19 protein-coding genes are annotated in these 20154 nt (G+C 69.1%); 14 read left to right on the top strand and 5 right to left on the bottom strand.

From position 1 onward, the window contains the following. Positions 1-104: 104 nt before the first annotated feature. The 7 genes from pufM to ACPCJR_RS01570 all read left to right on the top strand — a co-directional run bounded on the left by pufM (position 105) and on the right by ACPCJR_RS01570 (position 7696). Positions 105-1094, top strand: a complete 990-nt coding sequence (gene pufM, locus ACPCJR_RS01600) for a photosynthetic reaction center subunit M (protein ID WP_391511221.1) — start codon at positions 105-107, stop codon at positions 1092-1094. After that, the gene (gene pufC, locus ACPCJR_RS01595) at positions 1091-2191 is read left to right on the top strand and encodes a photosynthetic reaction center cytochrome PufC (RefSeq protein ID WP_391511002.1); all 1101 of its coding nucleotides are present in this window, start codon (positions 1091-1093) and stop codon (positions 2189-2191) included. Before pufM ends, pufC begins: the two co-directional genes overlap by 4 nt. A gap of 484 nt (positions 2192-2675) precedes the next feature. Further along, positions 2676-4346: a type I secretion system permease/ATPase gene (locus tag ACPCJR_RS01590; RefSeq protein ID WP_391516786.1), complete on the top strand. Its 1671-nt coding sequence runs from the start codon at positions 2676-2678 to the stop codon at positions 4344-4346. Next, positions 4346-5692: an HlyD family type I secretion periplasmic adaptor subunit gene (locus tag ACPCJR_RS01585; protein ID WP_391511004.1), complete on the top strand. Its 1347-nt coding sequence runs from the start codon at positions 4346-4348 to the stop codon at positions 5690-5692. Before ACPCJR_RS01590 ends, ACPCJR_RS01585 begins: the two co-directional genes overlap by 1 nt. Positions 5693-5854: 162 nt before the next feature. Further along, positions 5855-5980, top strand: coding sequence for a type B 50S ribosomal protein L36 (ykgO, locus tag ACPCJR_RS01580; protein ID WP_017486015.1), 126 nt, complete (start codon positions 5855-5857; stop codon positions 5978-5980). 76 nt (positions 5981-6056) lie between these two features. After that, a complete protein-coding gene (locus ACPCJR_RS01575; protein WP_391511005.1) occupies positions 6057-6668 on the top strand; it encodes a tetratricopeptide repeat protein in 612 nt (203 codons plus the stop codon). A gap of 11 nt (positions 6669-6679) precedes the next feature. Beyond that, a complete protein-coding gene (locus ACPCJR_RS01570) occupies positions 6680-7696 on the top strand; it encodes an alpha/beta fold hydrolase (RefSeq protein WP_391511006.1) in 1017 nt (338 codons plus the stop codon). 9 nt (positions 7697-7705) lie between these two features. Here the strand turns inward: ACPCJR_RS01570 and pyk are convergent, their stop codons facing one another. Continuing rightward, positions 7706-9142 (bottom strand): pyruvate kinase, encoded by a 1437-nt coding sequence (gene pyk / locus ACPCJR_RS01565; RefSeq protein ID WP_391511007.1) that lies wholly within the window; start codon positions 9140-9142, stop codon positions 7706-7708. Between the two features lie 370 nt (positions 9143-9512). Between pyk and ACPCJR_RS01560 the strand changes: the two genes are divergently transcribed. Next, the gene (locus ACPCJR_RS01560) at positions 9513-10370 is read left to right on the top strand and encodes an outer membrane protein (protein WP_391511008.1); all 858 of its coding nucleotides are present in this window, start codon (positions 9513-9515) and stop codon (positions 10368-10370) included. Between the two features lie 132 nt (positions 10371-10502). On the opposite strand, the gene mtaB is transcribed toward ACPCJR_RS01560, so the two are convergent. Together mtaB and dapF are read right to left on the bottom strand one after the other, a co-directional pair. Further along, positions 10503-11735 (bottom strand): tRNA (N(6)-L-threonylcarbamoyladenosine(37)-C(2))-methylthiotransferase MtaB, encoded by a 1233-nt coding sequence (mtaB, locus tag ACPCJR_RS01555; RefSeq protein ID WP_391511009.1) that lies wholly within the window; start codon positions 11733-11735, stop codon positions 10503-10505. Continuing rightward, a complete protein-coding gene (dapF, locus tag ACPCJR_RS01550; RefSeq protein WP_391511010.1) occupies positions 11732-12622 on the bottom strand; it encodes a diaminopimelate epimerase in 891 nt (296 codons plus the stop codon). The genes mtaB and dapF overlap by 4 nt, the downstream gene beginning before the upstream one ends. A 174-nt stretch (positions 12623-12796) precedes the next feature. On the opposite strand from dapF, the gene ACPCJR_RS01545 reads away from it, so the two are divergent. Continuing rightward, entirely contained in the window at positions 12797-13546 is a 750-nt protein-coding gene (locus ACPCJR_RS01545; protein ID WP_391511011.1) for a GyrI-like domain-containing protein, read from the top strand. A 54-nt stretch (positions 13547-13600) separates the two neighbouring features. Beyond that, a complete protein-coding gene (locus ACPCJR_RS01540; RefSeq protein WP_391511012.1) occupies positions 13601-14362 on the top strand; it encodes an endonuclease III domain-containing protein in 762 nt (253 codons plus the stop codon). Between the two features lie 23 nt (positions 14363-14385). On the opposite strand, the gene ACPCJR_RS01535 is transcribed toward ACPCJR_RS01540, so the two are convergent. Then, entirely contained in the window at positions 14386-15498 is a 1113-nt protein-coding gene (locus tag ACPCJR_RS01535; RefSeq protein ID WP_391511013.1) for an SPL family radical SAM protein, read from the bottom strand. Positions 15499-15616: 118 nt separating this feature from the next. On the opposite strand from ACPCJR_RS01535, the gene ACPCJR_RS01530 reads away from it, so the two are divergent. The 4 genes from ACPCJR_RS01530 to ACPCJR_RS01515 all read left to right on the top strand — a co-directional run bounded on the left by ACPCJR_RS01530 (position 15617) and on the right by ACPCJR_RS01515 (position 17756). Then, positions 15617-15889, top strand: coding sequence for a hypothetical protein (locus ACPCJR_RS01530; protein ID WP_391511014.1), 273 nt, complete (start codon positions 15617-15619; stop codon positions 15887-15889). A 279-nt stretch (positions 15890-16168) separates the two neighbouring features. Further along, complete coding sequence (locus ACPCJR_RS01525; RefSeq protein ID WP_391511015.1) at positions 16169-16468, top strand: hypothetical protein; 300 nt, start codon at positions 16169-16171, stop codon at positions 16466-16468. Positions 16469-16802: 334 nt separating this feature from the next. Further along, positions 16803-17141, top strand: a complete 339-nt coding sequence (locus ACPCJR_RS01520) for a hypothetical protein (protein ID WP_391511016.1) — start codon at positions 16803-16805, stop codon at positions 17139-17141. A 285-nt stretch (positions 17142-17426) separates the two neighbouring features. Beyond that, a complete protein-coding gene (locus ACPCJR_RS01515; RefSeq protein ID WP_391511017.1) occupies positions 17427-17756 on the top strand; it encodes a YnfA family protein in 330 nt (109 codons plus the stop codon). A 22-nt stretch (positions 17757-17778) separates the two neighbouring features. On the opposite strand, the gene glgB is transcribed toward ACPCJR_RS01515, so the two are convergent. Then, complete coding sequence (glgB, locus tag ACPCJR_RS01510) at positions 17779-20136, bottom strand: 1,4-alpha-glucan branching protein GlgB (protein ID WP_391511018.1); 2358 nt, start codon at positions 20134-20136, stop codon at positions 17779-17781. Positions 20137-20154: the final 18 nt, after the last annotated feature.

Genomic DNA, 20154 nt, shown 5'->3' with positions numbered 1-20154 from the left:
AGCGCCGGCCGGATTGACGCGGATACTCGATCTCCGGTCGCGAGGGCCTGCGCAGGACGGCGCGAGCGACCTCGGGCAACCGCAGGTCCATGGAGGGAGACGCCGTGGCCTATTACCAGAACATCTTCACCCAGGTGCAGGTGCGCCCGGTCGAACCGGAACGCGGCATCCCTGTCGCGGTCGACAACCGCATCGGCCGGCCCTTCAACAGCTACCTGTTCGGTCTCATCGGCAACAGCCAGGTCGGTCCGATCTACGGCGGCTATCTCGGGGCCCTGTCCTTCGCCTGCGGCCTGATCGCCTTCGAGATCATCGGCCTCAACATGTGGGCGAGCGTGAACTGGGACCCGATCCAGTTCGTGCGCCAGCTCCCCTGGCTGGCGCTGGAGCCGCCCCTGCCGAAATACGGCCTCAAGGTGCTTCCGCCCCTCAACGAGGGCGGCTGGTGGCTGATCGCGGGCTTCTTCCTCACCGCCTCGATCCTGCTGTGGTGGGTGCGCATGTATCGCCGCGCCCGGGCGCTCGGCCTCGGCACCCACGTGCCCTGGGCCTTCGCCTCGGCGATCTGGCTCTACCTCGTGCTCGGCTTCATCCGCCCCCTGCTGATGGGCTCGTGGAGCGAGGCGGTGCCCTTCGGCCTCTTCCCCCACCTCGATTGGACCGCGGCCTTCTCGCTGCGCTACGGCAACCTGTTCTACAACCCGTTCCACATGCTCTCGATCGTCTTCCTCTACGGGTCGACGCTGCTGTTCGCGATGCACGGGGCCACGATCCTGGCCACCAGCCGCTACGGCGCCGAGCGTGAGATCGACCAGATCGTGGATCGCGGCACCGCCACCGAGCGCGCCGCCCTGTTCTGGCGCTGGACCATGGGCTTCAACGCCACGATGGAATCGGTCCACCGCTGGGCGTGGTGGTTCGCGGTGCTGACGACGCTGACCGGCGGGATCGGAATCCTGCTCACCGGTACGGTCGTCGACAACTGGTACCTCTGGGCGGTCAAGCACGGCGTGGCGCCGGCCTATCCGCAGATCTACGGACCGATCACCGATCCGCTGGCCGTGCCGGGCGGAACACCGGGGGGGACGCCATGAAGACCCTGCTCGTCGTCGCGGGCGCGGTCGTCGCCCTGTTCCTCACCATCGCCCAATTCGGCACGGCGGGCTGGACCAAGCCGCCGATTCTCGCCCAGCAGCACGGTTTCCGCGGCACGGGCATGGATCAGATCCAGACCAAGTCGGGCGCGGCGGCCCTGAAGGCCGCCAACGTTCCGCCCGCGCCGGCCGAGCCGGTCGAGGCCGGGACCGAGAAGGCCGGTGCGGTCTACGAGAACGTGAAAGTCCTCAAGGACGTCAGCGTCGAGGAGTTCAACCGCCTCATGGTCTCGATGACCGAGTGGGTCAGTCCGGAGCAGGGCTGCACCTACTGTCACAACACCGAGAACATGGCCGACGACAGCCTCTACCAGAAGAAGGTTGCCCGCCGGATGATCCAGATGGTGCAGCACATCAACACCGCCTGGAAGGACAACCACGTCGGCGAGGCGGGCGTGAACTGCTACACCTGCCACCGCGGCCAGCCGGTGCCCAAGCACGTCTGGTTCCAGAATCCGGGACCGAACTACAAGACCGGCTTCATCGCCCGCAACAACGGGCAGAACATGGCCTCGCCCGCGGTCGGTCTCGCCTCGCTGCCCTACGACACGCTGTCCGAGTTCTTCGGCAAGAAGGACGCCGACGAAAACCTGATCCGCGTGAACGCGACCACGGCTCTGCCCGAGAGCAAGGGCAAGCCGATCCAGGCGGCGGAGAAGACCTACGGCCTGATGATGCACATGTCCTCGTCGCTCGGCGTGAACTGCACCTACTGCCACAACACCCGGGCGATCTCGAACTGGGAGCAGAGCACGCCGCAGCGCACCCTGGCTTGGCACGCCATCCGGATGGTGCGCGACCTCAACGGCGACTACATCGAGCCGCTGACCACGACCTTCCCGGCCAACCGTCTCGGCCCCACCGGGGATGCGCCCAAGCTGAACTGCACCACCTGCCACAATGGGCAGAGCAAACCGCTGGCGGGGGCCCACGTCGTCGAGAGCTACCCGGAACTCACACGGGTGACCTCGGAACTGGCCGCACCTGCCGCGCCAACACCGGATGCGCCCGCCCCGGAGACACCGCCGCCGCAATAGACCGGGCGCCGGCCCGCCACACCACTTTCGAAAAAGGCCGTCGGGTCCCGCAACCCGGCGGCCTTTTCCGTTGACGGGCGATCGCAGAGGCCCGGGGATCGAATGTCTCGACCGAACGGGAGCCCGCCTTCGGATTGTTATGAAGCTCGGGAAAATATCGGGAGGGTCACAGGGTTTCCCCGCACGGCCAGGCGGGCTCGATCGGAGCATCGTGAAGAACGATGCCGGCTTAAGATTTTGATCATCGGGCACCGGCGCTGCGATGATCAGCTTTGCAAATGTCATGACAATCGGATGACAGGCTCAGAACCCCGTCGACGCAGCGCATGTGCTTAAACTCGGCCGCGTTTGCCGCTATGAGGAGGCCCGAAGAGCGGGCGGATGCAGGTTCGGGGGAGACGCGAGGGTGAGCGACGGGCGTGACCGGAACGAAATCGCCGCCGCACTAGCGCAGTGCAGGTCGGCTTTCCTCGGCGTCGCTCTGATGAGCGGCCTCGTGAACGTCCTCTACCTCACCGGCTCGTTCTTCATGCTCGAGGTCTACGACCGGGTGATCCCCAGCCGCTCCGTGCCGACCCTGATCGGCCTCTGCGCGCTCGCCCTCGTGCTCTACGCCTTCCAGGGCGTGCTGGAGACCATCCGCGCCCGCATCCTCGCCCGGATCGGCGCCGCGCTGGACGAGTCCCTGAGCGGGCGCGTCTTCGATCTCGTCGTGCGCGCGCCGCTGAAAGGCACGAGCCAGGGCGACGGCCTCCTGCCCCTGCGCGACCTCGACCAGATCCGCGCCTTCCTGGCCGGCACCGGCCCCTCCGCCTTCTTCGACCTGCCCTGGATGCCGGTCTATCTCGCGATCTGCTTCCTGTTCCATCCGCTCATCGGCGTCGCGGCCCTCCTCGGCCTTGCCGTGCTCGGCGCGCTCACCTTCCTCACCGACAGCGCCAGCAAGGGACCGACCCAGGCCGCCACCGGCCACGGCATGCGCCGCAACGGGCTCGCCGAGGCCGGCCGCCGCAACGCCGAGGTGCTCACGGCCATGGGCATGCAGCAGCGCCTCGCCGCCCGCTGGGCGCTGGCCAACCGCGACTACCGGGCGGCTCACCAGACCGTCTCCGATGTCGGCGGCGGCTACGGCGCGGGCTCCAAGGTCTTCCGCATGGCGCTGCAATCGGGGGTGCTGGCGCTCGGCGCCTGGCTGGTGATCCACAACGAGGCGACCGCCGGCGTCATCATCGCCAGCTCCATCCTCGTCTCGCGGGCGCTGGCCCCGGCGGAGATGACCATCGCCAACTGGAAGGGCTTCGTGGCCGCGCGCCAGAGCTGGCACCGCCTCTCGGGCCTGCTGGCGCGGATGCCGCCGGAGGCGCAGCCGCACGCCCTTCCGGCACCGCGCGACGCGATCACCGTGGAGGGGGCGAGCATCGCTCCGCCCGGTACGCCGCGCCTCGTGGTGCAGGACGTCAGCTTCGGCCTCAAGGCCGGACAGGGGCTCGGGATCATCGGCCCCTCGGCCTCGGGCAAGTCCTCGCTGGTGCGGGCGCTCGTCGGCGTCTGGCCGCCCGTGCGCGGAAAAGTCCGCTTCGACGGGGCGGCGCTCGATCAATGGTCGAGCACGGATCTGGGCGCGCATATCGGCTTCCTGCCGCAGGAGGTCGAGCTCTTCGCCGGCACGGTGGCCGAGAACATCGCCCGCTTCGAGCCGGGCGCCCCCTCCGAGGCGGTCATCGCCGCCGCCCGCGCGGCCGGCGTGCACGAGCTGATCCTGCGCCTGCCGGAAGGCTACGACACCCGAATCGGCGAGGGCGGCAGCGGGCTGTCGGCGGGCCAGCGCCAGCGCATCGGCCTTGCCCGCGCCCTCTACCGCGATCCCTTCCTGGTGGTGCTCGACGAGCCCAACGCCAACCTCGACAGCGAGGGCGAGAACGCGCTGACCCAGGCCATCGCCGGGGTGCGCCGCCGCGGCGGCATCTGCGTGGTCGTCGCCCACCGGCCGAGCGCCCTGGCCGCTCTCGACCTGATCCTGATGATGGCCGACGGGCGCGCCCAGGCCTTCGGACCCAAGGACGAGATCCTCAAGCGCGTGCTGCGCCCGGCGCCCGCTCCGGTCCCGGTGCCGGCACAGACGACGGCCGGAACGGCCCTGCAGGAGAGCGCGTGATGTCCTCGAGCCTCGCGCCCCTGTCCGCCCTCGAACCCGCCCTGCCGCGGCCCACCGCCCACGGCTCGATCCGGCGCCACCTCGCCCTGGCCGTCGGCCTCTCGGCCGCCCTCGTCCTCGGCGTCGGCGGCTGGGCCACCTTCACCGACATCGCGGCCGCCGTGATCGCCCCGGGCCAGCTCGTGGTCGAGACCGACGTGAAGAAGGTGCAGCACCCCACCGGCGGCGTCGTCGGCGAGTTGCTCGCCCGCGAGGGCCAGCGGGTCGCGGCCGGCGACGTGCTGATCCGCCTCGACGAGACCCAGACCCGGGCCAACCTCGACATCGTGCTGAAGGCCCTGGACGAACTCTCCGCGCGCCGCGCCCGCGACGAGGCCGAGCGCGACGGGCTGAAGGTCGTCACCTTCCCGCCCGAACTCGTCGCGCGCATCGACGACGACCCGTCGGTGGCACGGCTGATCGACGGCGAATCGCGCTTGTTCGCCGCCCGCGTCGCCAGCCGCGAGGGCCAGAAGGCGCAGCTGCGCGAGCGGGTCGAGCAGCTGCGCCAGGAGATCGCCGGCCTCTCCGAGCAGGCGGAGGCGAAGAATCGCGAGATCACCCTGATCGGGCACGAACTGAAGGGCGTGCGCGACCTCTACGCCAAGAACCTCGTGCCGCTCTCCCGCGTCACCGCCCTGGAGCGCGACGCCGCCCGGCTGGAGGGCGAGCGCGGCCAGCTCATCGCCTCCACCGCCTCGGCCCGGGGCAAGATCGCCGAGACCGAGCTGCAGATCATCCAGATCGACGGCGAGATGCGCAGCGAGGTCGGCAAGGATCTGGCCGAGATCCGGGCCAAGTGGTCGGAGCTGCGCGAGAAGCGCGTGGCGGCCGAGGATCAGCTCAAGCGGGTCGATCTGCGCGCGCCGCAGGACGGCTTCGTGCACCAGATGAGCGTGCACACGGTGGGCGGCCTCGTGACCCCGAGCGAGCCGGCCATGCTGATCGTGCCCGCGGCCGACCAGTTGCTGGTGGAAGTGCGGGTGCAGCCGCAGGACATCGACAACGTCCGGGTCGGCCAGAAGGCGGTCCTGCGCTTTCCCGCCTTCAACACCCGTACGACGCCGGAGATCGACGGGGAGGTGGTGCGGGTCTCGGCCGACGTGACCCAGGACGCCAAGACCGGCATGGCCTACTACACCGCGCGCATCCGCATCCGGGACGACGAGAAGAATCACCTGAAGGGTCTGCGCCTCGTGCCGGGCATGCCGGTGGAGGCCTACACCCAGATCGGCGAGCGCTCGGTGCTGTCCTACCTCACCAAGCCCCTGACCGATCAGATCGCCAAGGCCTGGAAGGAGCGCTGAGCCCGCGCGGCTTCTTGCCTCGGACGGGGGTTGTCTGATAAGGCGACCGCCTCCCCGCGATGTCATTGACGTCATCGCCGGAGTGCCCTCGCGGCGCTCCGTCCCTTCGAGACACCTTGAACAGCAGGCGGCCGGTCTCGACTCCGTGCCGATGTGAGACCGATGAAGATTCGCAACTCCCTCAAATCCCTGCGCGCCCGTCACCGCGACAACCAGCTCGTCCGCCGCAAGGGCCGCGTCTACGTCATCAACAAGACCCAGAAGCGCTTCAAGGCCCGCCAGGGCTGAAGCCTCGCCGGTGCCGCGCCCGCGCGGCACCGCGGCGCGTTGACGAGGGCCGGGTTCGGGGTGGAAGCTCCGAGGCATGGACGCTCGTCGATACCCCCTTCTGACCGCCCTGTGGCTCGGCCTCGCGTTCACCGGGGCTGCAGCGGGCGTCGCGCCGGCTCTGGCCGCCGGCAAGGAACGGACGGAGAAGGAGCGCAAGCCGCATCCGCCCGTTAGCCTCGATGAACTCTACACCCGCCTCAAGGGGGCGGGCGACGAGGCCGAGGCGAAGGCCATCGCGACCTTGATCGAGCGGCGTCTCGGCCGCTCCGGCAGCGCGACCGCCGACCTTCTCTCCGATCGTGCCCGGCAGGCGATGAGCGGCAACGAGCTTCCGCTCGCCGTCGAGCTGATGGATCGCGCGGTTGCCCTGGAGCCGAACTGGTCCGAGGGCTGGAGCCGGCGCGCTACCCTGTTCTGGCGGCTCTCCGACACGTCGAACGCCATCGCCGACCTGCAGCGGGCCCTGGTGCTGGAGCCGCGCCATTTCGAGGCCTGGGCCGCCTTGGGCAAGCTCTACCTCGCGCAGGACGACAAGGGCCGCGCCCTCGACGCCTTCCGCCGGGCCGAGGCGCTCTACCCGCAATGGGACGTGCTCAAGAAGGCGATCGAGCGCCTGAGGCCCGAGGTCGACGGTCGCGACCTCTGAGGTCGCTGCCGGTGTCCCTTCTCGCCGATCTCCTGAAGTTCTCCTTGGGCTTTCTCGCCGCCGCCGCGGGACTCGCCGCGTTGGCGCTCGTCGGCGCGGCGGTCGCGACGCGGCTGATCGCTTGGCGCGTCGAGGCGCGCTACCCGGGGGCCGACCGCAGCGTGGCGGTCGAGGGCGGCCGAATCGCCTATCTCGAGGACGGGCCGGGAGAGGGCGCGCGGGGGACGGTCGTCCTGCTCCACGGCGCGGGCGGCAATGCCTTCGATCCGATGGAGGGGTTCGGGCGGCATCTCGCCCGCGCGGGCTTTCGCGTCATCGCCTTCGACCGGCCGGGCTACGGCAACAGCGACAGGCTCGCCGGCGCGCAAGCCGCTACGCCGGCCTTCCAGGGCCGGGCGCTGGGGCAGGCTCTGGAGCGGATCGGCGCCGGTCGGGTAGTCCTCGCGGGCCATTCCTGGTCCGGTGCGCTCGCCCTACGCATGGGGCTCGACCGGCCGGAGCAGGTCGCGGGCCTCGTGCTGATCGCGCCGGTGGCGATGCCGCTCCCGCCCATGTCGCTGCCCTGGTGGGTGCGGTTTGCGCTCCATCCCCCCGTCACGTGGCTGCTGACCCGGACCGTCGCGGTGCCCGTCGGGCTCAGCGTCTTCCCGAATGTCGAGAAGCGCGTGTTCCGGCCCGAGCACCCGGTGGAGCACTATGCCGAGGCGAGTCGCGCGCCGCTGATCCTGCGGCCGGGGCCGGCGCTCGCCAACATCCAGGATCTGGCCGGATTGCCGGCGGCGCTGGCGGAGCAGGCGCCAAATTACGGGACGCTCCGGCTGCCGAGCGTGATCGTTGCGGGCGATGCCGACCCGATCGTCGTCACGAGGCTGCAGGCCGATCCGCTCAGCCGGGCGCTTCCCGAGGTCCGGCGCGTCGTGCTGCCGGGGCGGGGCCATATGCTGACCTACACCGCCCCCGACGCCCTCGTCCGCGAGATCGAGGCATTGTCGGAGACGGTGGCGAGGGCGGGAACACCCTCGCCGTAAAGCCCGACCTCAGGCCCGCTCGGCGTGCTCGCGGGTGATGAAGGCGATGCGCACCATGTTGGTGGCGCCCGGAATGCCGAAGGGCACGCCGGCCACGACGATGATCCGGTCCCCGATCTCGGCGAAGCGCTCGCGCACGGCGAATTTCCCGGCGCGGAAGGCCATGTCATCCACGTCGCTCGCATCCTTGGTGACGATCGGATGCGCCCCCCAGACCATGGTCAGCCGCCGCGCCGTCTCGCGCTTCGGCGTGAGGGCGATGACGCTGGCGTTGGGCCGCGCGCGGGCGAGGCGCTGCACCGTCGAGCCGGAATGGGTCCAGGCCATGATCGAGCGGAGCCCGAGGGCGTCGACGATCTGGTGGGCCGCCGCGGCGATGGCATCGGAGGCGGTCGGCTCCGGCTCGGAGCGCTGCGCCATCAGGATCGACCAGTAGAGCGCGTCGCGCTCCACCTGCTCGGCGATGCGGTTCATCGTGGCGATGGCCTCGGTCGGGAACTGACCGGCGGCGCTCTCGGCCGAGAGCATCACAGCGTCCGCGCCCTCGTAGACGGCGGTGGCCACGTCCGAGACCTCGGCGCGGGTCGGGACCGGCGCGGTGATCATCGATTCGAGCATCTGCGTCGCCACGACGACGGGCTTGCCGAGCCGGCGCGCGCTGCGGGTGATCCGCTTCTGCACGCCCGGCACCTGCTCCAGGGGCATCTCGACGCCCAGATCGCCGCGCGCGACCATGATGCCGTCCGAGATCTCGATGATCTCGTCGAGGCGCGACAGCGCTTGCGGCTTCTCGATCTTGGCCATGACCAGGGCGCGGCCGGCCGCGACCTTCTTCACCTCGGCCACGTCCTCCGGGCGCTGGACGAAGGAGACGGCGATCCAGTCGGCCCCGGCCGCGAGGCCGGCCTCCAGGTCGCCGCGGTCCTTCTCGGTCATGGCCGGCAGCGGCAGCACCGTATGGGGCAGGGACACGCCCTTGCGATTCGAGATGCGGCCGCCGACCTCGACGCGGGTGACCGCCCGGCCCTCGCTCACCTCCGTCACGACGAGGCGCAGCTTGCCGTCGTCGATCAGGATGTCGTGGTCGGGCTCCAGGGCGATCAGGATCTCGGGATGGGGCAGGTAGACGCGATCCGCGTTGCCCGGGGTCGGGTCCGAATCGAGCACGAAGGTCTGGCCGTTCTGCAGGATCGCCTGATCGCCCTCGAAGGTGCCGAGCCGCAGCTTCGGCCCCTGGAGATCGACGAGGATGCCGATGGGACGCTTGGCTTCGCGCTCGATGGTGCGGATCACCTCGATCCGCTCGGGAAGCTTCTCGCGGGCCAGATGGCTCATATTGATGCGGAACACGTCCGCACCGGCGTGGAACAGCTTCTCGATCATCTCCGGCGTGTCGGATGCCGGGCCGAGAGTGGCGACGATCTTGGTGCGGCGCGAGCGCTTCAATTCAGCCTCCATCACACCCGCTGGACCCGCATTGTCGCGAAGGGTCGCGGGCGGGAACGGCCCGGCAAATGAGCGGCGCGATCGGGCGCGCCGCTGGCCGGACGGGGGCTTGCGGGCCACAAGCATTCCCCGCACCGAGAGGTCAAGGCCGAAGCAGCGGCGCATTTCAACGCTCATCGGGAAATGGGAACTTTTCCTTTCGCTCCCGATTTTCTGCTGTTCAACTTTCCTTGATCTGAGCGTTTAAACGTTCACCAACGCAACTCAGACGTTATCCGAGGCGCGTGTTGCTGGAAAGTCATAGGCAGCTTGGCCTTACCGCTGGTAGCTTCGTCTTCGAAATCAGCGTTACCCGAAGGCGACCCCCATCGTGATCAGAGCTCTCCTCCTGGGCAGCACCGCGGCGCTCCTGAGCACCGCCGCGCTCGCTGCCGATCTGCCCCGCCGCGAGGCTCCGCCGATCGCCTTCGCACCCGTCCCGGTCTTCACCTGGACTGGCTTCTACGCCGGCCTGCACACGGGCTACGCGTTCACCGACAACCCGAACATCCAGACCCGCGGCAACGACGCCTTCACCGACAGCAACGTGCGGCTCGCCCGTCGCCCCGCCTCCCTCAAGAGCGAGGTCGATGGCTTCTCCCGCATCGGCGGCGGCTTCGGTTACAATCATCAGTTCACGCCGGGCGGCGGCTTCGTGGCCGGTCTGGCCTTCGACGCCACCTGGCTCGACCTCGACAAGCGCACGGGCTTCTACGGCGCGCCGAACCCCACCGTCGGCAATGCCAGCGTCTACACGCAGAACCTCGACTTCCTCGGCACCGTCAACGGCAAGCTCGGCTACGCCTTCGACCGGTTCTTCGTCTACGGCACCGGCGGTCTCGCCTTCGGCCACGTCAGCTACGGTGCGGACTTCTTCAACCCGGGCGCCACCGTCCTGCAGTACACCGGCGGCGGTCGCAAGATCTTCGAAACCGGCTACAACTACGGCGGCGGCATCGAGTACGCGATCCCGGTCGACAGCTTCCTGAACTACTTCTCGGTCGGCCGCTGGCTTGGCATCAAGTCCGACGTGACGATCAAGGCAGAGTACATCCGCTACGATCTCGGCAGCCGCAACGTGCTGGTCAACCAGACCGGTCCGACCCCGCCCGGCTCCTACACCTCGCGCTTCTCCACCGAGGGCAGCCTGATCCGCGCCGGCTTCAACTACAAGTTCAGCGGTCTCTGAGCCTCGGACACCGACCCGAGACGATCTGCGGGCGCCTCCTTGAGGCGCCCGTTTTCGTTTGCGCTCTCGGTCCGGCGAGGCGGGGCCGAGGTCAGGGGGACAAGGGTCGGAGGGTATCGAACGAAACCCCGATCACGCCGCGCGCAGGGCCTGCCCGTCATGGCCCGCGACGGTGATCTCCCGAATCTCACCCGCCGGCACCGGCTGCGAAAATCGGACCGGCGTGAACGTCTCGGTCCGCCCGGTCTCGCCCCGCTCGGTCAGGACGCGGCGGCGTGTGCCGACCTCGCCGTCGAGATGACGCGCGAGGGCCGCCGCGCCGGCTTCGCGCAGGCGCGCGGCACGCGCGCGGATCACCTCGCCCGGCACCATCGGCATCCGCGCGGCCGGCGTGCCGGGCCGTGGCGAGTAGGGGAAGACGTGGAGATGCGTCAGTCCACACTCCGCCACGAGGTCGAGGGAGCGGGCGAACTGCGCCTCGGTCTCGGTGGGGAAGCCGGCGATCAGGTCGGCACCGAAGACGAGGCCGGGGCGCAGGGCGCGCAAGGTCTGACAGATGCGGATCGCGTCGGCGCGGGAATGGCGGCGCTTCATCCGCTTGAGGATCAGGTCGTCGCCCGCCTGGAGTGAGAGGTGGACATGCGGCATCAGCCGCGGCTCCTCGGCGAAGGCGGCGATCAACTGCGCATCCGCCTCCACCGAATCGATCGAGGAGAGGCGCAGGCGCACCAGATCCGGCACCGCCGCCAGGATGGCACGCACGAGCCGGCCCAGGGTGAGGTCGGGATCGAGGTCGCGGCCGTAGGCGGTGAGATCGACGCCGGTCAGCACCACTTCGCGGCCACCATGCTCGACGATGCGGCGCACCTGCGCCACCACATCGGCCATGGCGACGGAGCGGGAGTTGCCGCGTCCGAACGGGATGACGCAGAAGGTGCAGCGGTGGTCGCAGCCGTTCTGAACCGGCACGAAGGCGCGGGTATGCCCGTTCATCGCAGCGATGCGGGTCGGGTCGGCCGCGCGCACCGCCATGATGTCCTCGGGCTCGGTCGTCGCGCCCGTCCGCCAGGTCTCCGGCCGCAGCTTGGCCGCGTTGCCGACGAGGCGCGTCACCTCCGGCATCGCGGCATAGGCCGCGCGCTCCACCTCGGCGCCGCAGCCCGTCACCACGATCTCGGTTCCTGAGCGCTCGCGGGCGAGTCGGCGGATCGCCTTGCGCGCCTGCCGCCCGGCCTCCGCGGTCACCGCGCAGGTGTTGACGACGACGAGGTCGCGCCCGCCGTCCGCGGCTTCCGCGTGGCCGCGCAGAACCTCCGACTCGACGGTGTTGAGGCGACAGCCGAAGGTGAGCGTCTCGACGCTCAACGCACGATCCCGGAAAAGATCTCGGCGGCGAAGCTGCCCTCCCCTTCGAGGTAGACCGGACCGGTCATCAGCACGTGGTCGTCGGCCCGCCACTCGATCGAGAGTTCGCCGCCGGGCAGCGCCACCCGGGCCGCACGGCCGATCAGGCGCAGGCGCGCGGCGGCGACCACCGTGGCGCAGGCCGCCGTGCCGCAGGCCAGCGTCAGGCCCGCGCCCCGCTCCCAGACCCGCAGCTTGATCGTGTCGCGGCTCGTCACCTGGGCGATGGAGATGTTGGCCCGCTCCGGGAAGATCGGGTGCGCTTCGAGCAGCGGCCCGATCCGGCCGAGGTCGTAGGCGTCGGGATCGCTCTCCGTGAAGAAGATCGCGTGCGGGTTACCCATGCTGACGGCGGCGGGCGAGTGCAGGATCGGATCGTCGATCGGCCCGACCTGCAGCTCGATGCGGCGGGTATCCGGGAAGGGTTCGGCCAGGGGAATCTCGTCCCAGCGCAGGCGCGGCTGGCCCATATCGACGGTGAAGGAGCGATCGGTCACCCGCTTCACGCCGACGAGCCCCGCCTTCGTCTCCAGCGTCAGCTGCCCGTTCTCGGAGGGACGCGCCATGGCCGGATCGTCGAACAGGGCGTAGGCGACGCAGCGTGTGCCGTTGCCGCAGGCGCCCGCCTCCGAGCCATCGGTGTTGTAGATGCGCATGAAGGCATCCGTGCCCGGGCTGACCGGATCGTGCACGACCATGAGCTGGTCGAACTGCGAATGCGGGTCCGCCGCGATGGCGCGGGCCTCCACCGGGGTGACGCGGAGGTCCGTGCCGCGCAGGTCGAGCACGACGATGGCATTTCCGGCGCCGTGCATCTTCAGGAAACGGCGATTGGCGAGAGGGCTCATCGGGCCTCTGACGACTTCTGTGCGACTTGTCGGGGATTGTGCGGCGTATATGGCAAAAGCCGCGGCAGCGCGCGAGTCCGGCTCGGATGACCGTTTCGTCGCGGCGCGTCCGGTCTCGCGCGGCGCAGCCATCGGCCCTACCTTCGCGGGGTCGGCCACTCGGAGCCTTATGCCTTGACCCGTCTGCCCTCCCTCGCCGCGGGCCTCCTGGCTCTCGCCCCCCTTCTCCCGATCGCCGCCGCCGGCCAGGGCGCGCCGCCGCCCACCAACGCCCCCTCCCCCGCCGAAACGAACCCGCTGCCGACGACGACGGTGCCGGACACGGCGAAGTCGGGCCCCGATCCGGCCGCGCCCGCGCCCCAGCAGGTGCCGATTCCCCGCCCGGCCCAGTCCGGTGCGGCTCCCTCGCTGACGCCGCCGCCCTCGACGCTGCCGACGCTCGTGCCCAATCCGGGCGAGGCCAACGACGTGGACGAAGTCACCCTGCCGGCCAAACCCGTCGCCATCCTGGCGGGCGAGACGAAGTGGGAGGAGGCGCGGGCCAACCTCCGGGCCTCGTACAAGACCATCGGCGAGACCCTGGCCAAGCTCGGCCTGAAGCCGGCGGGCCGTCCGATCGCGCTCTTCACCAAGACCGAGGATGACGGCTTCCAGTACGAGGCCATGATCCCGATCGAATCCGTCCCCGCGCAGGCGGTCGAGACGAACGGGGTGAAGTTCGGTTCCAGCCCCAGCGGCAAGGCCCTGCGCTTCAAGCACAGCGGCACCTACGAGGAGATCGACGGCACCTACGAGACCCTGATCGCCTATCTCGACGCCAAGGAGATCGCGGTGCAGGACCGCTTCCTGGAGGAATACGTCACCGACCTGGGCGAGGGGGCGGACGACAAGCTCGACATCAACATCTACGCCCTGCCGAAATAGCGGCACCGAGGTCGCGCCCGGGAACCGCCGAATCCCCTGGCGGATTCGGTTTCCATGTCTCTGTTTCCGGACCACCCCTCACCCGCGACGCGCCGGACCCGCCGCGTCGAGGAGCCCGCCGGCTCCGAGATGCTGCGAAAGAAGGCGCTGGAGATCCACCGCCGGCTCTGCGGCGTCTACGGATGCCCGATCCCGTACTTCCACAGCCTTGACCCGCTCTCGGAGCTGATCTCCTCCCTGCTCTCGCACCGGACGCGCAACGCCGATTCGGGCCGCGCCTTCGAGGCTCTGCGGGCGCGCTGGCCGGATTGGGCGGCGGTGGAGGAGGCGCCGGTCGAGGAGATCGAGGCGATCATCCGCGGCGTCACGTGGCCGGAGTTGAAGGCGCCGCGCATCAAGGCGGTGCTCGCCGCCATCCGTGAACGGGTGGGCGCGCTCGACCTCGACTTCCTGCGGGATCTCGGCGTCGACGCGGCGCGGTCCTGGCTCCAGGGTATTCCCGGCATCGGGCCGAAAACGAGCGCCGCGGTCCTCTCTTTTTCCACCCTGCGCATGCCGGCCCTGCCGGTCGACAGCCACCACCACCGCGTCGCCCAGCGCACCGGGTTGATCGGGCCCAAGATCGATGTCGGCCCGAGCCACGTGCTGCTGCGGGCGCAGTTGCCGGACGATTGGTCGGCGCAGGCGCTTTACGACAATCACGAGGTGCTGATGCTGCACGGGCAGCAGGTCTGCTTCCACCGCTCGCCGGCCTGCGGGCGCTGCGCGCTGCTCGACATCTGCCCCACGGGTCAGGCCCGCATGGCGAAGGGGTGATCGATCCGGAGCCGCGAGAGCATTCAGGTCCAGTAGAGAACCCGCGCCTCCGGCAGACGCGCCGCGACCCGCTCCGTGAGGAAGGCCCGCATCTCCCTCATCAGGTCGCTCGGAAAGACGTACTTCACCGAGCCAAACTTCGTGAACTTGCGCGTGCGCTCCGCCTCGCGCATCGGCAGGTCGGAGCCCGGATACCAGCCTTCCAGAACCGTCTTCGAGCCCGGCGTGAAGCGGTGCGTGATGAGTTCGACCGTTAGATCCGGCGCCGGTCCGTCGGTCAGCGCGTCGGCCGCATCGCGCAGGAGCGCGTCGTAGGCATCGCGCCAGCCCTCGACGGGCAGGATCGGCGCAATCGTCAGGCCGACGGGATAGCCGGCGCGGGCGACCGCCCCCATCGCGGCGAGCCGCTCGGCCAGCGGCGCGGTACCGCCCTCGTAGCGGGCGGCGGACGCGGCGTTGACCGAGAAGCGGATGCGGGTGCGGCCGCCATGCGGCAGGTCGAGCAATGGGCCGACGGCGGCGAACTTCGTAGTAAAGCGCAGCTGCACCGGCGCGTCCCAGGCGCCGAACCGGCGGATCGCTGCCGAGAGCGAGCCAGTGAGATGCTCGATCCCGAGCGGATCGGTGTAGCAGGAGGCCTCGAAGGTGGTGCCCTCCGCCGCCCGCGCCTCCGAGGCGCTGGTGACCCCGCCCTGGCCGAGATAGCCCCCGAGATTGCCGAGGATCGCGTCGAGGTTGGCGTAGACGCGTGTGACCGGCGGTCCCGAGAGCGAGCCGGCGAGGTAGCAGTACTGGCAATGGGCCGGGCAGCCCTCGGCGAGGTCGAAGCGCCAGTCGGCACTGGGCGGGATCGGCTGCAGCTTCAGCTTGGTCGGCGGCGCGGTGACCACGGCGAGCGTCGCCTTCGCCTCCCTGTAGGCGCGGCGCGGGTCCTCGTCGCGCAGCCCGGTGAGCCGGTTGCTCTTCAGGCGCTCGACCGGGAGGCCCAGGCGTTCGGCCCGCTCGACGATTTGCTGCCCATGAGCGTGTTCGAGCGCGGCCGGCGTCACCAGCACCCGGCGCGGGCGCCAGAGACGCGCGGAACGGGGCCGCTCCACCGGCCGTCTGTCGGTTTCCTCGTTCAGAATTAGGCTCATGCCGCACCAACCCGCGGCCTCCGCGGAAGGTCCGAGCAAAGGTCCGAGCCTGCGTCGCGACGGAACCGTGGAGGCGCTCGGGCGCTGTCCCCGCGCAATAAACTTTGCGGGGCGGCCGATGTCGGAACTGGAGACGAAACGCGCGGCGATCGCCGACCTTCTCGCGCGGATCGAAGGGCTCGACCCGCAGAACCGCGAACTCCTCGACCGCCGCGTCGAGACCGTGGTGGAGGGCTTCGATCCCGGCGCTCCCAAGCCCTCCGATCCGGCGCGGGTCGACCTTCATCGCCTGATCCGCGACTATCGTGACCTGAGGGATCTGCCCGCCGACCGCGCCAATGTGCGGCTCGCCGAGAAGGGCGAGGTGTTCGCCCCGGAGGACGACGCGTAGCGCGATCTCGATAAGATCGAACGGAAGATCGCCCTCTCCTTGCGGGGGAAGGGTTGGGGGTGGCGCGGACGAAACCGCTCCACCGCAACTTGGGGGCAAACCCCACTCAGCTCGACCATGTCGGGAACGGCTTGCGACCCGGCGCGGCCCCTGAAAAGGTCTGCCTGCGGCTATCGGTGAAGCCCAGGCCCACTCCGGATGGGGTCGAAGGTGGAACGTCCGTTTCGGGCGCGCGCGGAGCGGCGTGTTCCCGATCCGGTCAGCGATCGGGAGACAATGATGCGGCAGACCTTCTTCCTGGCAACGGCGCTCATGATCGCAACGCCTGCCGTCGCGCAGGATCTGCAGCCCGCCCTGGATCCGGGCATGATCGCGCAGGGTCAGGTTCTCTCCGGTATGGCACGGGGCTACGCTGAACGCGGGTACGCCGAGCGCAGGGGCACCCGGGCGCGACGCGCCGAGCCGAGCGACGCGAGAAGCCGGCAGACCTGCGCCAACGGGCGCGAGATGATCCGCCGCGGAAACCCCGACCCACGGCTTCGCTATCTCATCGCGCTGTGCCGCAGAGGGGGCTGGTAGGCCACGCGGGCGAGGGGATGGACGCAAGCTGAAGGTTGGCTTCCGGGCGGTGACCCGGTGAGTGCTGCCGACGCCTTGTGGACCCTCACGATGTTCGCTTAACCCACTCTGCAACATCGATTCTCAGCGGACGACCCTTGCGGCATCCGAAACAGATCGAAGACCATGATCTGTTGAAATCATACTTCATCCATACGGCGTTTGAAGCCTTGTTGTACGCCGGCGCAGGGAGCCCTGTGCAGGCTGTTCGACATCTTTCCCCCGATCCTGCTGCCTCACCTGAATGGAATGACGGCGGTAGCGATCGTCCACTCCGCGCCAGAAGGATTTGGGCATGACGACATTCGTCATTAGAACTGAAGATGAAGAAGATCTAGGGTTTATCTTATTCACAAAGCATTCAGGTGAATGGCCGCCACCAGGCTCGATCGACTGCGTTTTCATGGACGCGCCGCGTGATGCCGCGCTGCTGGATGATCCAAGAGCACGATTGATCGCCGAGCACAAAGGACAGGAATGGACCGCTGAAGTGATCTACACAAGCGCGCACATGATGGTTACGATTGACTTGAGCACAGAGTGGAGGTTCGAGGTCATCAGTGACGAAAGCGGCACTCGTTGGCAGGCGCGACAAAGGAACGAGCATCTTCAAGGACTAGGGATGTTTCTCTGATTTTTTGCGGCTGGCCGTGACCTTCAGCCGTGCCTTCGTCGTCTGACCGGCGGAGGCGACATCCAATCTGTCTAACGTATAATCAAGCGGAGCAAATTTTCGGCTTGAAGGTCTGGCTGCGGCGCTGCCGTGAGAGCCAGCCCTCAGCGGCCCTTGCACGGTCTCGTCGATTGAGTCTCAACCCTGAGCCCCCAGGTCCTCCGTCAAGGGGAGGAGAGGTCTGCGCCTCATCGAGCTTGATCACCGCGGCTTGGCAACACGCTCGGCCCGTTCCAAGCGTTGCCGATGACCAAGACCCTCCTCGCCTATTCCGGCGCAGCGCTCGCCGAGATTGCCGGCTGCTTTGCCTTCTGGGCTTGGCTTCGGCTGGAGCGGTCGGCCTGGTGGCTCGCGCCCGGCCTGCTCTCGTTGGCGCTCTTCGCCTACCTGCTGACGCTCGTGGAGAGCGAGGCCGCCGGCCGGACCTACGCGGCCTATGGCGGCATCTACATCGCCGCCTCGATCCTCTGGCTCTGGGGGATCGAAGGCCATCGGCCCGATCGCTGGGACTTGGCCGGCGGAGCGATCTGCCTCGTCGGCACAGCCGTGATCCTGTTCGGTCCCCGGAGCGGCTGAACCGCACCGGGGACGGGGCGCCTCAACCCTCGCGGATCAGGATCAGGGTCGCGAGCGGGGGCAGGGTCAGCCGCAGCGAGTACGGCTGCCCGTGGCTCGGCTCGGCCTCGGCCTGCACGCCGCCCATGTTGCCGACATTGGAGCCGCCGTAGCGCGCGGCATCCGAATTGATCGCCTCGCGGTAATAGCCCCCCGCCGGCACGCCAATACGGTAGCCCTCGCGGGGCACCGGCGTGAAGTTCGAGACGACGATGGCGACTTCGCCCTCGGCCTTGCCCTTGCGCGCCCAGGCGATGACCGAGTTGTCGGAATCGTCGGCCACCAACCACTGGAACCCGCCCGGCTCGACGTCGCGGGCGTAGAGCGCGGGCGTCGCGGTGTAGACGTGGTTGAGGTCGCGGATCAGGTCCTTCACGCCGCCATGCAGGGAGTCGTCGAGCAGGTGCCAGTCGAGCGACTGGTTGTGGTTCCACTCGCGCTCCTGACCGAACTCGCCGCCCATGAAGAGCAGCTTCTTGCCGGGATGCCCCCACATGAAGCCGAAATAGGCGCGCAGGTTGGCGAATTTCTGCCAGCGGTCGCCCGGCATCTTGCCGAGCAGCGAACCCTTCCCGTGCACCACCTCGTCGTGGGAGAGCGGCAGCACGAAGTTTTCCGAGAAGGCGTAGAGCAGGCCGAAGGTCAGGTTGTGGTGGTGGTAGCGCCGATGGATCGGATCCTCGGACATGTATTTCAGGGTGTCGTGCATCCACCCCATGTTCCACTTGAAGCCGAAGCCGAGGCCGCCCGTATAGGTCGGGTGCGAGACGCCGGGCCAGGAGGTGGATTCCTCGGCCACCGTGATCGTGCCGGGGGCGTGGCTGTAGGTCGCCTCGTTCGTCTTGCGCATGAAGTTGATGGCGTCGAGATTCTCGTTGCCACCGTACTGGTTCGGGATCCATTCGCCCGCGCGCCGCGAATAGTCGAGGTAGAGCATCGAGGCCACCGCATCCACGCGCAGGCCGTCGAGATGATAGTGCTCCAGCCAGAAGCGGGCATTGGCCGTGAGGAAGGCCGACACTTCCGTGCGGCCGAAATTGTAGATGTAGGTGCCCCAATCCTGGTGGAAGCCCTGGCGCGGGTCCGCATGCTCGTAGAGATGCGTGCCGTCGAACAGGCCGAGACCGTGCGCGTCGAGGGGGAAGTGGCCAGGCACCCAGTCGAGCAGGATGCCGATGCCCGCCTCGTGCGCGGCGTTGACGAAGGCGACGAAGTCGTCGGGCGTGCCGAAGCGGCTGGTCGGCGCGAAGAGCGAGACCGGCTGGTAGCCCCAGGAGCCGTCGAACGGGTACTCGGTGATCGGCAGTAGCTCGATATGGGTGAAGCCGAGTTCCTTGACGTAGGGGATCAGCCGCTCGGACAGCTCCTTGTAGGTCAGGTAGCGGTTGCCCTCGTCCGGCACCCGCGCCCACGAGCCGAGATGCACCTCGTAGACCGACATGGCGGCGTGGCGCGGGTCCTTCTCCCCGCGCGTGTCCATCCAGGCATTGTCGTGCCAGTGCGGCTCGTTGAGGCCGTGGAGCACGGAGGCCGTCTGCGGCGGGTGCTGGCCGCGGAAGGCGACCGGATCGGCCTTCAGCGGCAGGAGCGCCCCATCGGGGCCGCGAATCTCGAACTTGTAGTTCTGGCCGGCGTGCAAGCCCGGCACGAACAGCTCCCACACGCCGCCGTTCAGCCAGAGCCGCATCGGGTGGCGCCGGCCGTCCCAATCGTTGAAGTCGCCGACCACGCTGACGCGGCGGGCGTTCGGCGCCCAGACGGCGAAGCGGAAGCCGGCAATGCCGTCGAGTTCGCCGGGATGAGCGCCGAGCACGCGGTAGACGAGGTTGCTGCCGACCTGGCGCAGACCTTCGATCTCACTCTGCTCCAGGGAGGGCCCGAAGCCGTAGGGATCGTTGCGCCGGGCGCTGGTGCCATCCCAGAACTCGACCTCGATCTCGTAGAGCGGGCGGCCGTCGCTCTTCACGCTCGCGACGTAGAACCCGTCCGGATGCAGGCGCTCGAACGGAATGCTCTGGCCGGCCGTGATCAGCCGGGCGCCCTTGGCCTCTGGCAGGACCGCGCGGACCTCCCAGGAGCCGGGCTCGACCTGATGCGGGCCGAGAACGGAGAACGCATCGCCGTGGTCGGCCGCCATCACGGCCGCGATTGTATCGGGTTGGAGGTGCGTGTCGCGCGGCTGCGAGGCGGGGCGCCCCACGCGGGGCGCGCCCTGGTCTCCGCCGAGCCCATCCGCCGGCCGGGGCGCGCGGGGCGCCTCGGTCGAGCCTGACCTGTTCGGGACGTTTGCGGCCGCCTGCCCCTCGTTTCGAGCCGCGGCCTTGTCGTCCAGAGCCGTCATCCAGTCACCTCTCTTGAA

This window comes from Methylobacterium sp. NPDC097929 (genome assembly GCF_049543375.1).
Taxonomy (GTDB): Bacteria; Pseudomonadota; Alphaproteobacteria; order Rhizobiales; family Beijerinckiaceae; genus Methylobacterium.
The sequence above is the reverse complement of the archived record's forward strand: the minus strand, read 5'-3'. Positions and strand labels throughout refer to the sequence as shown.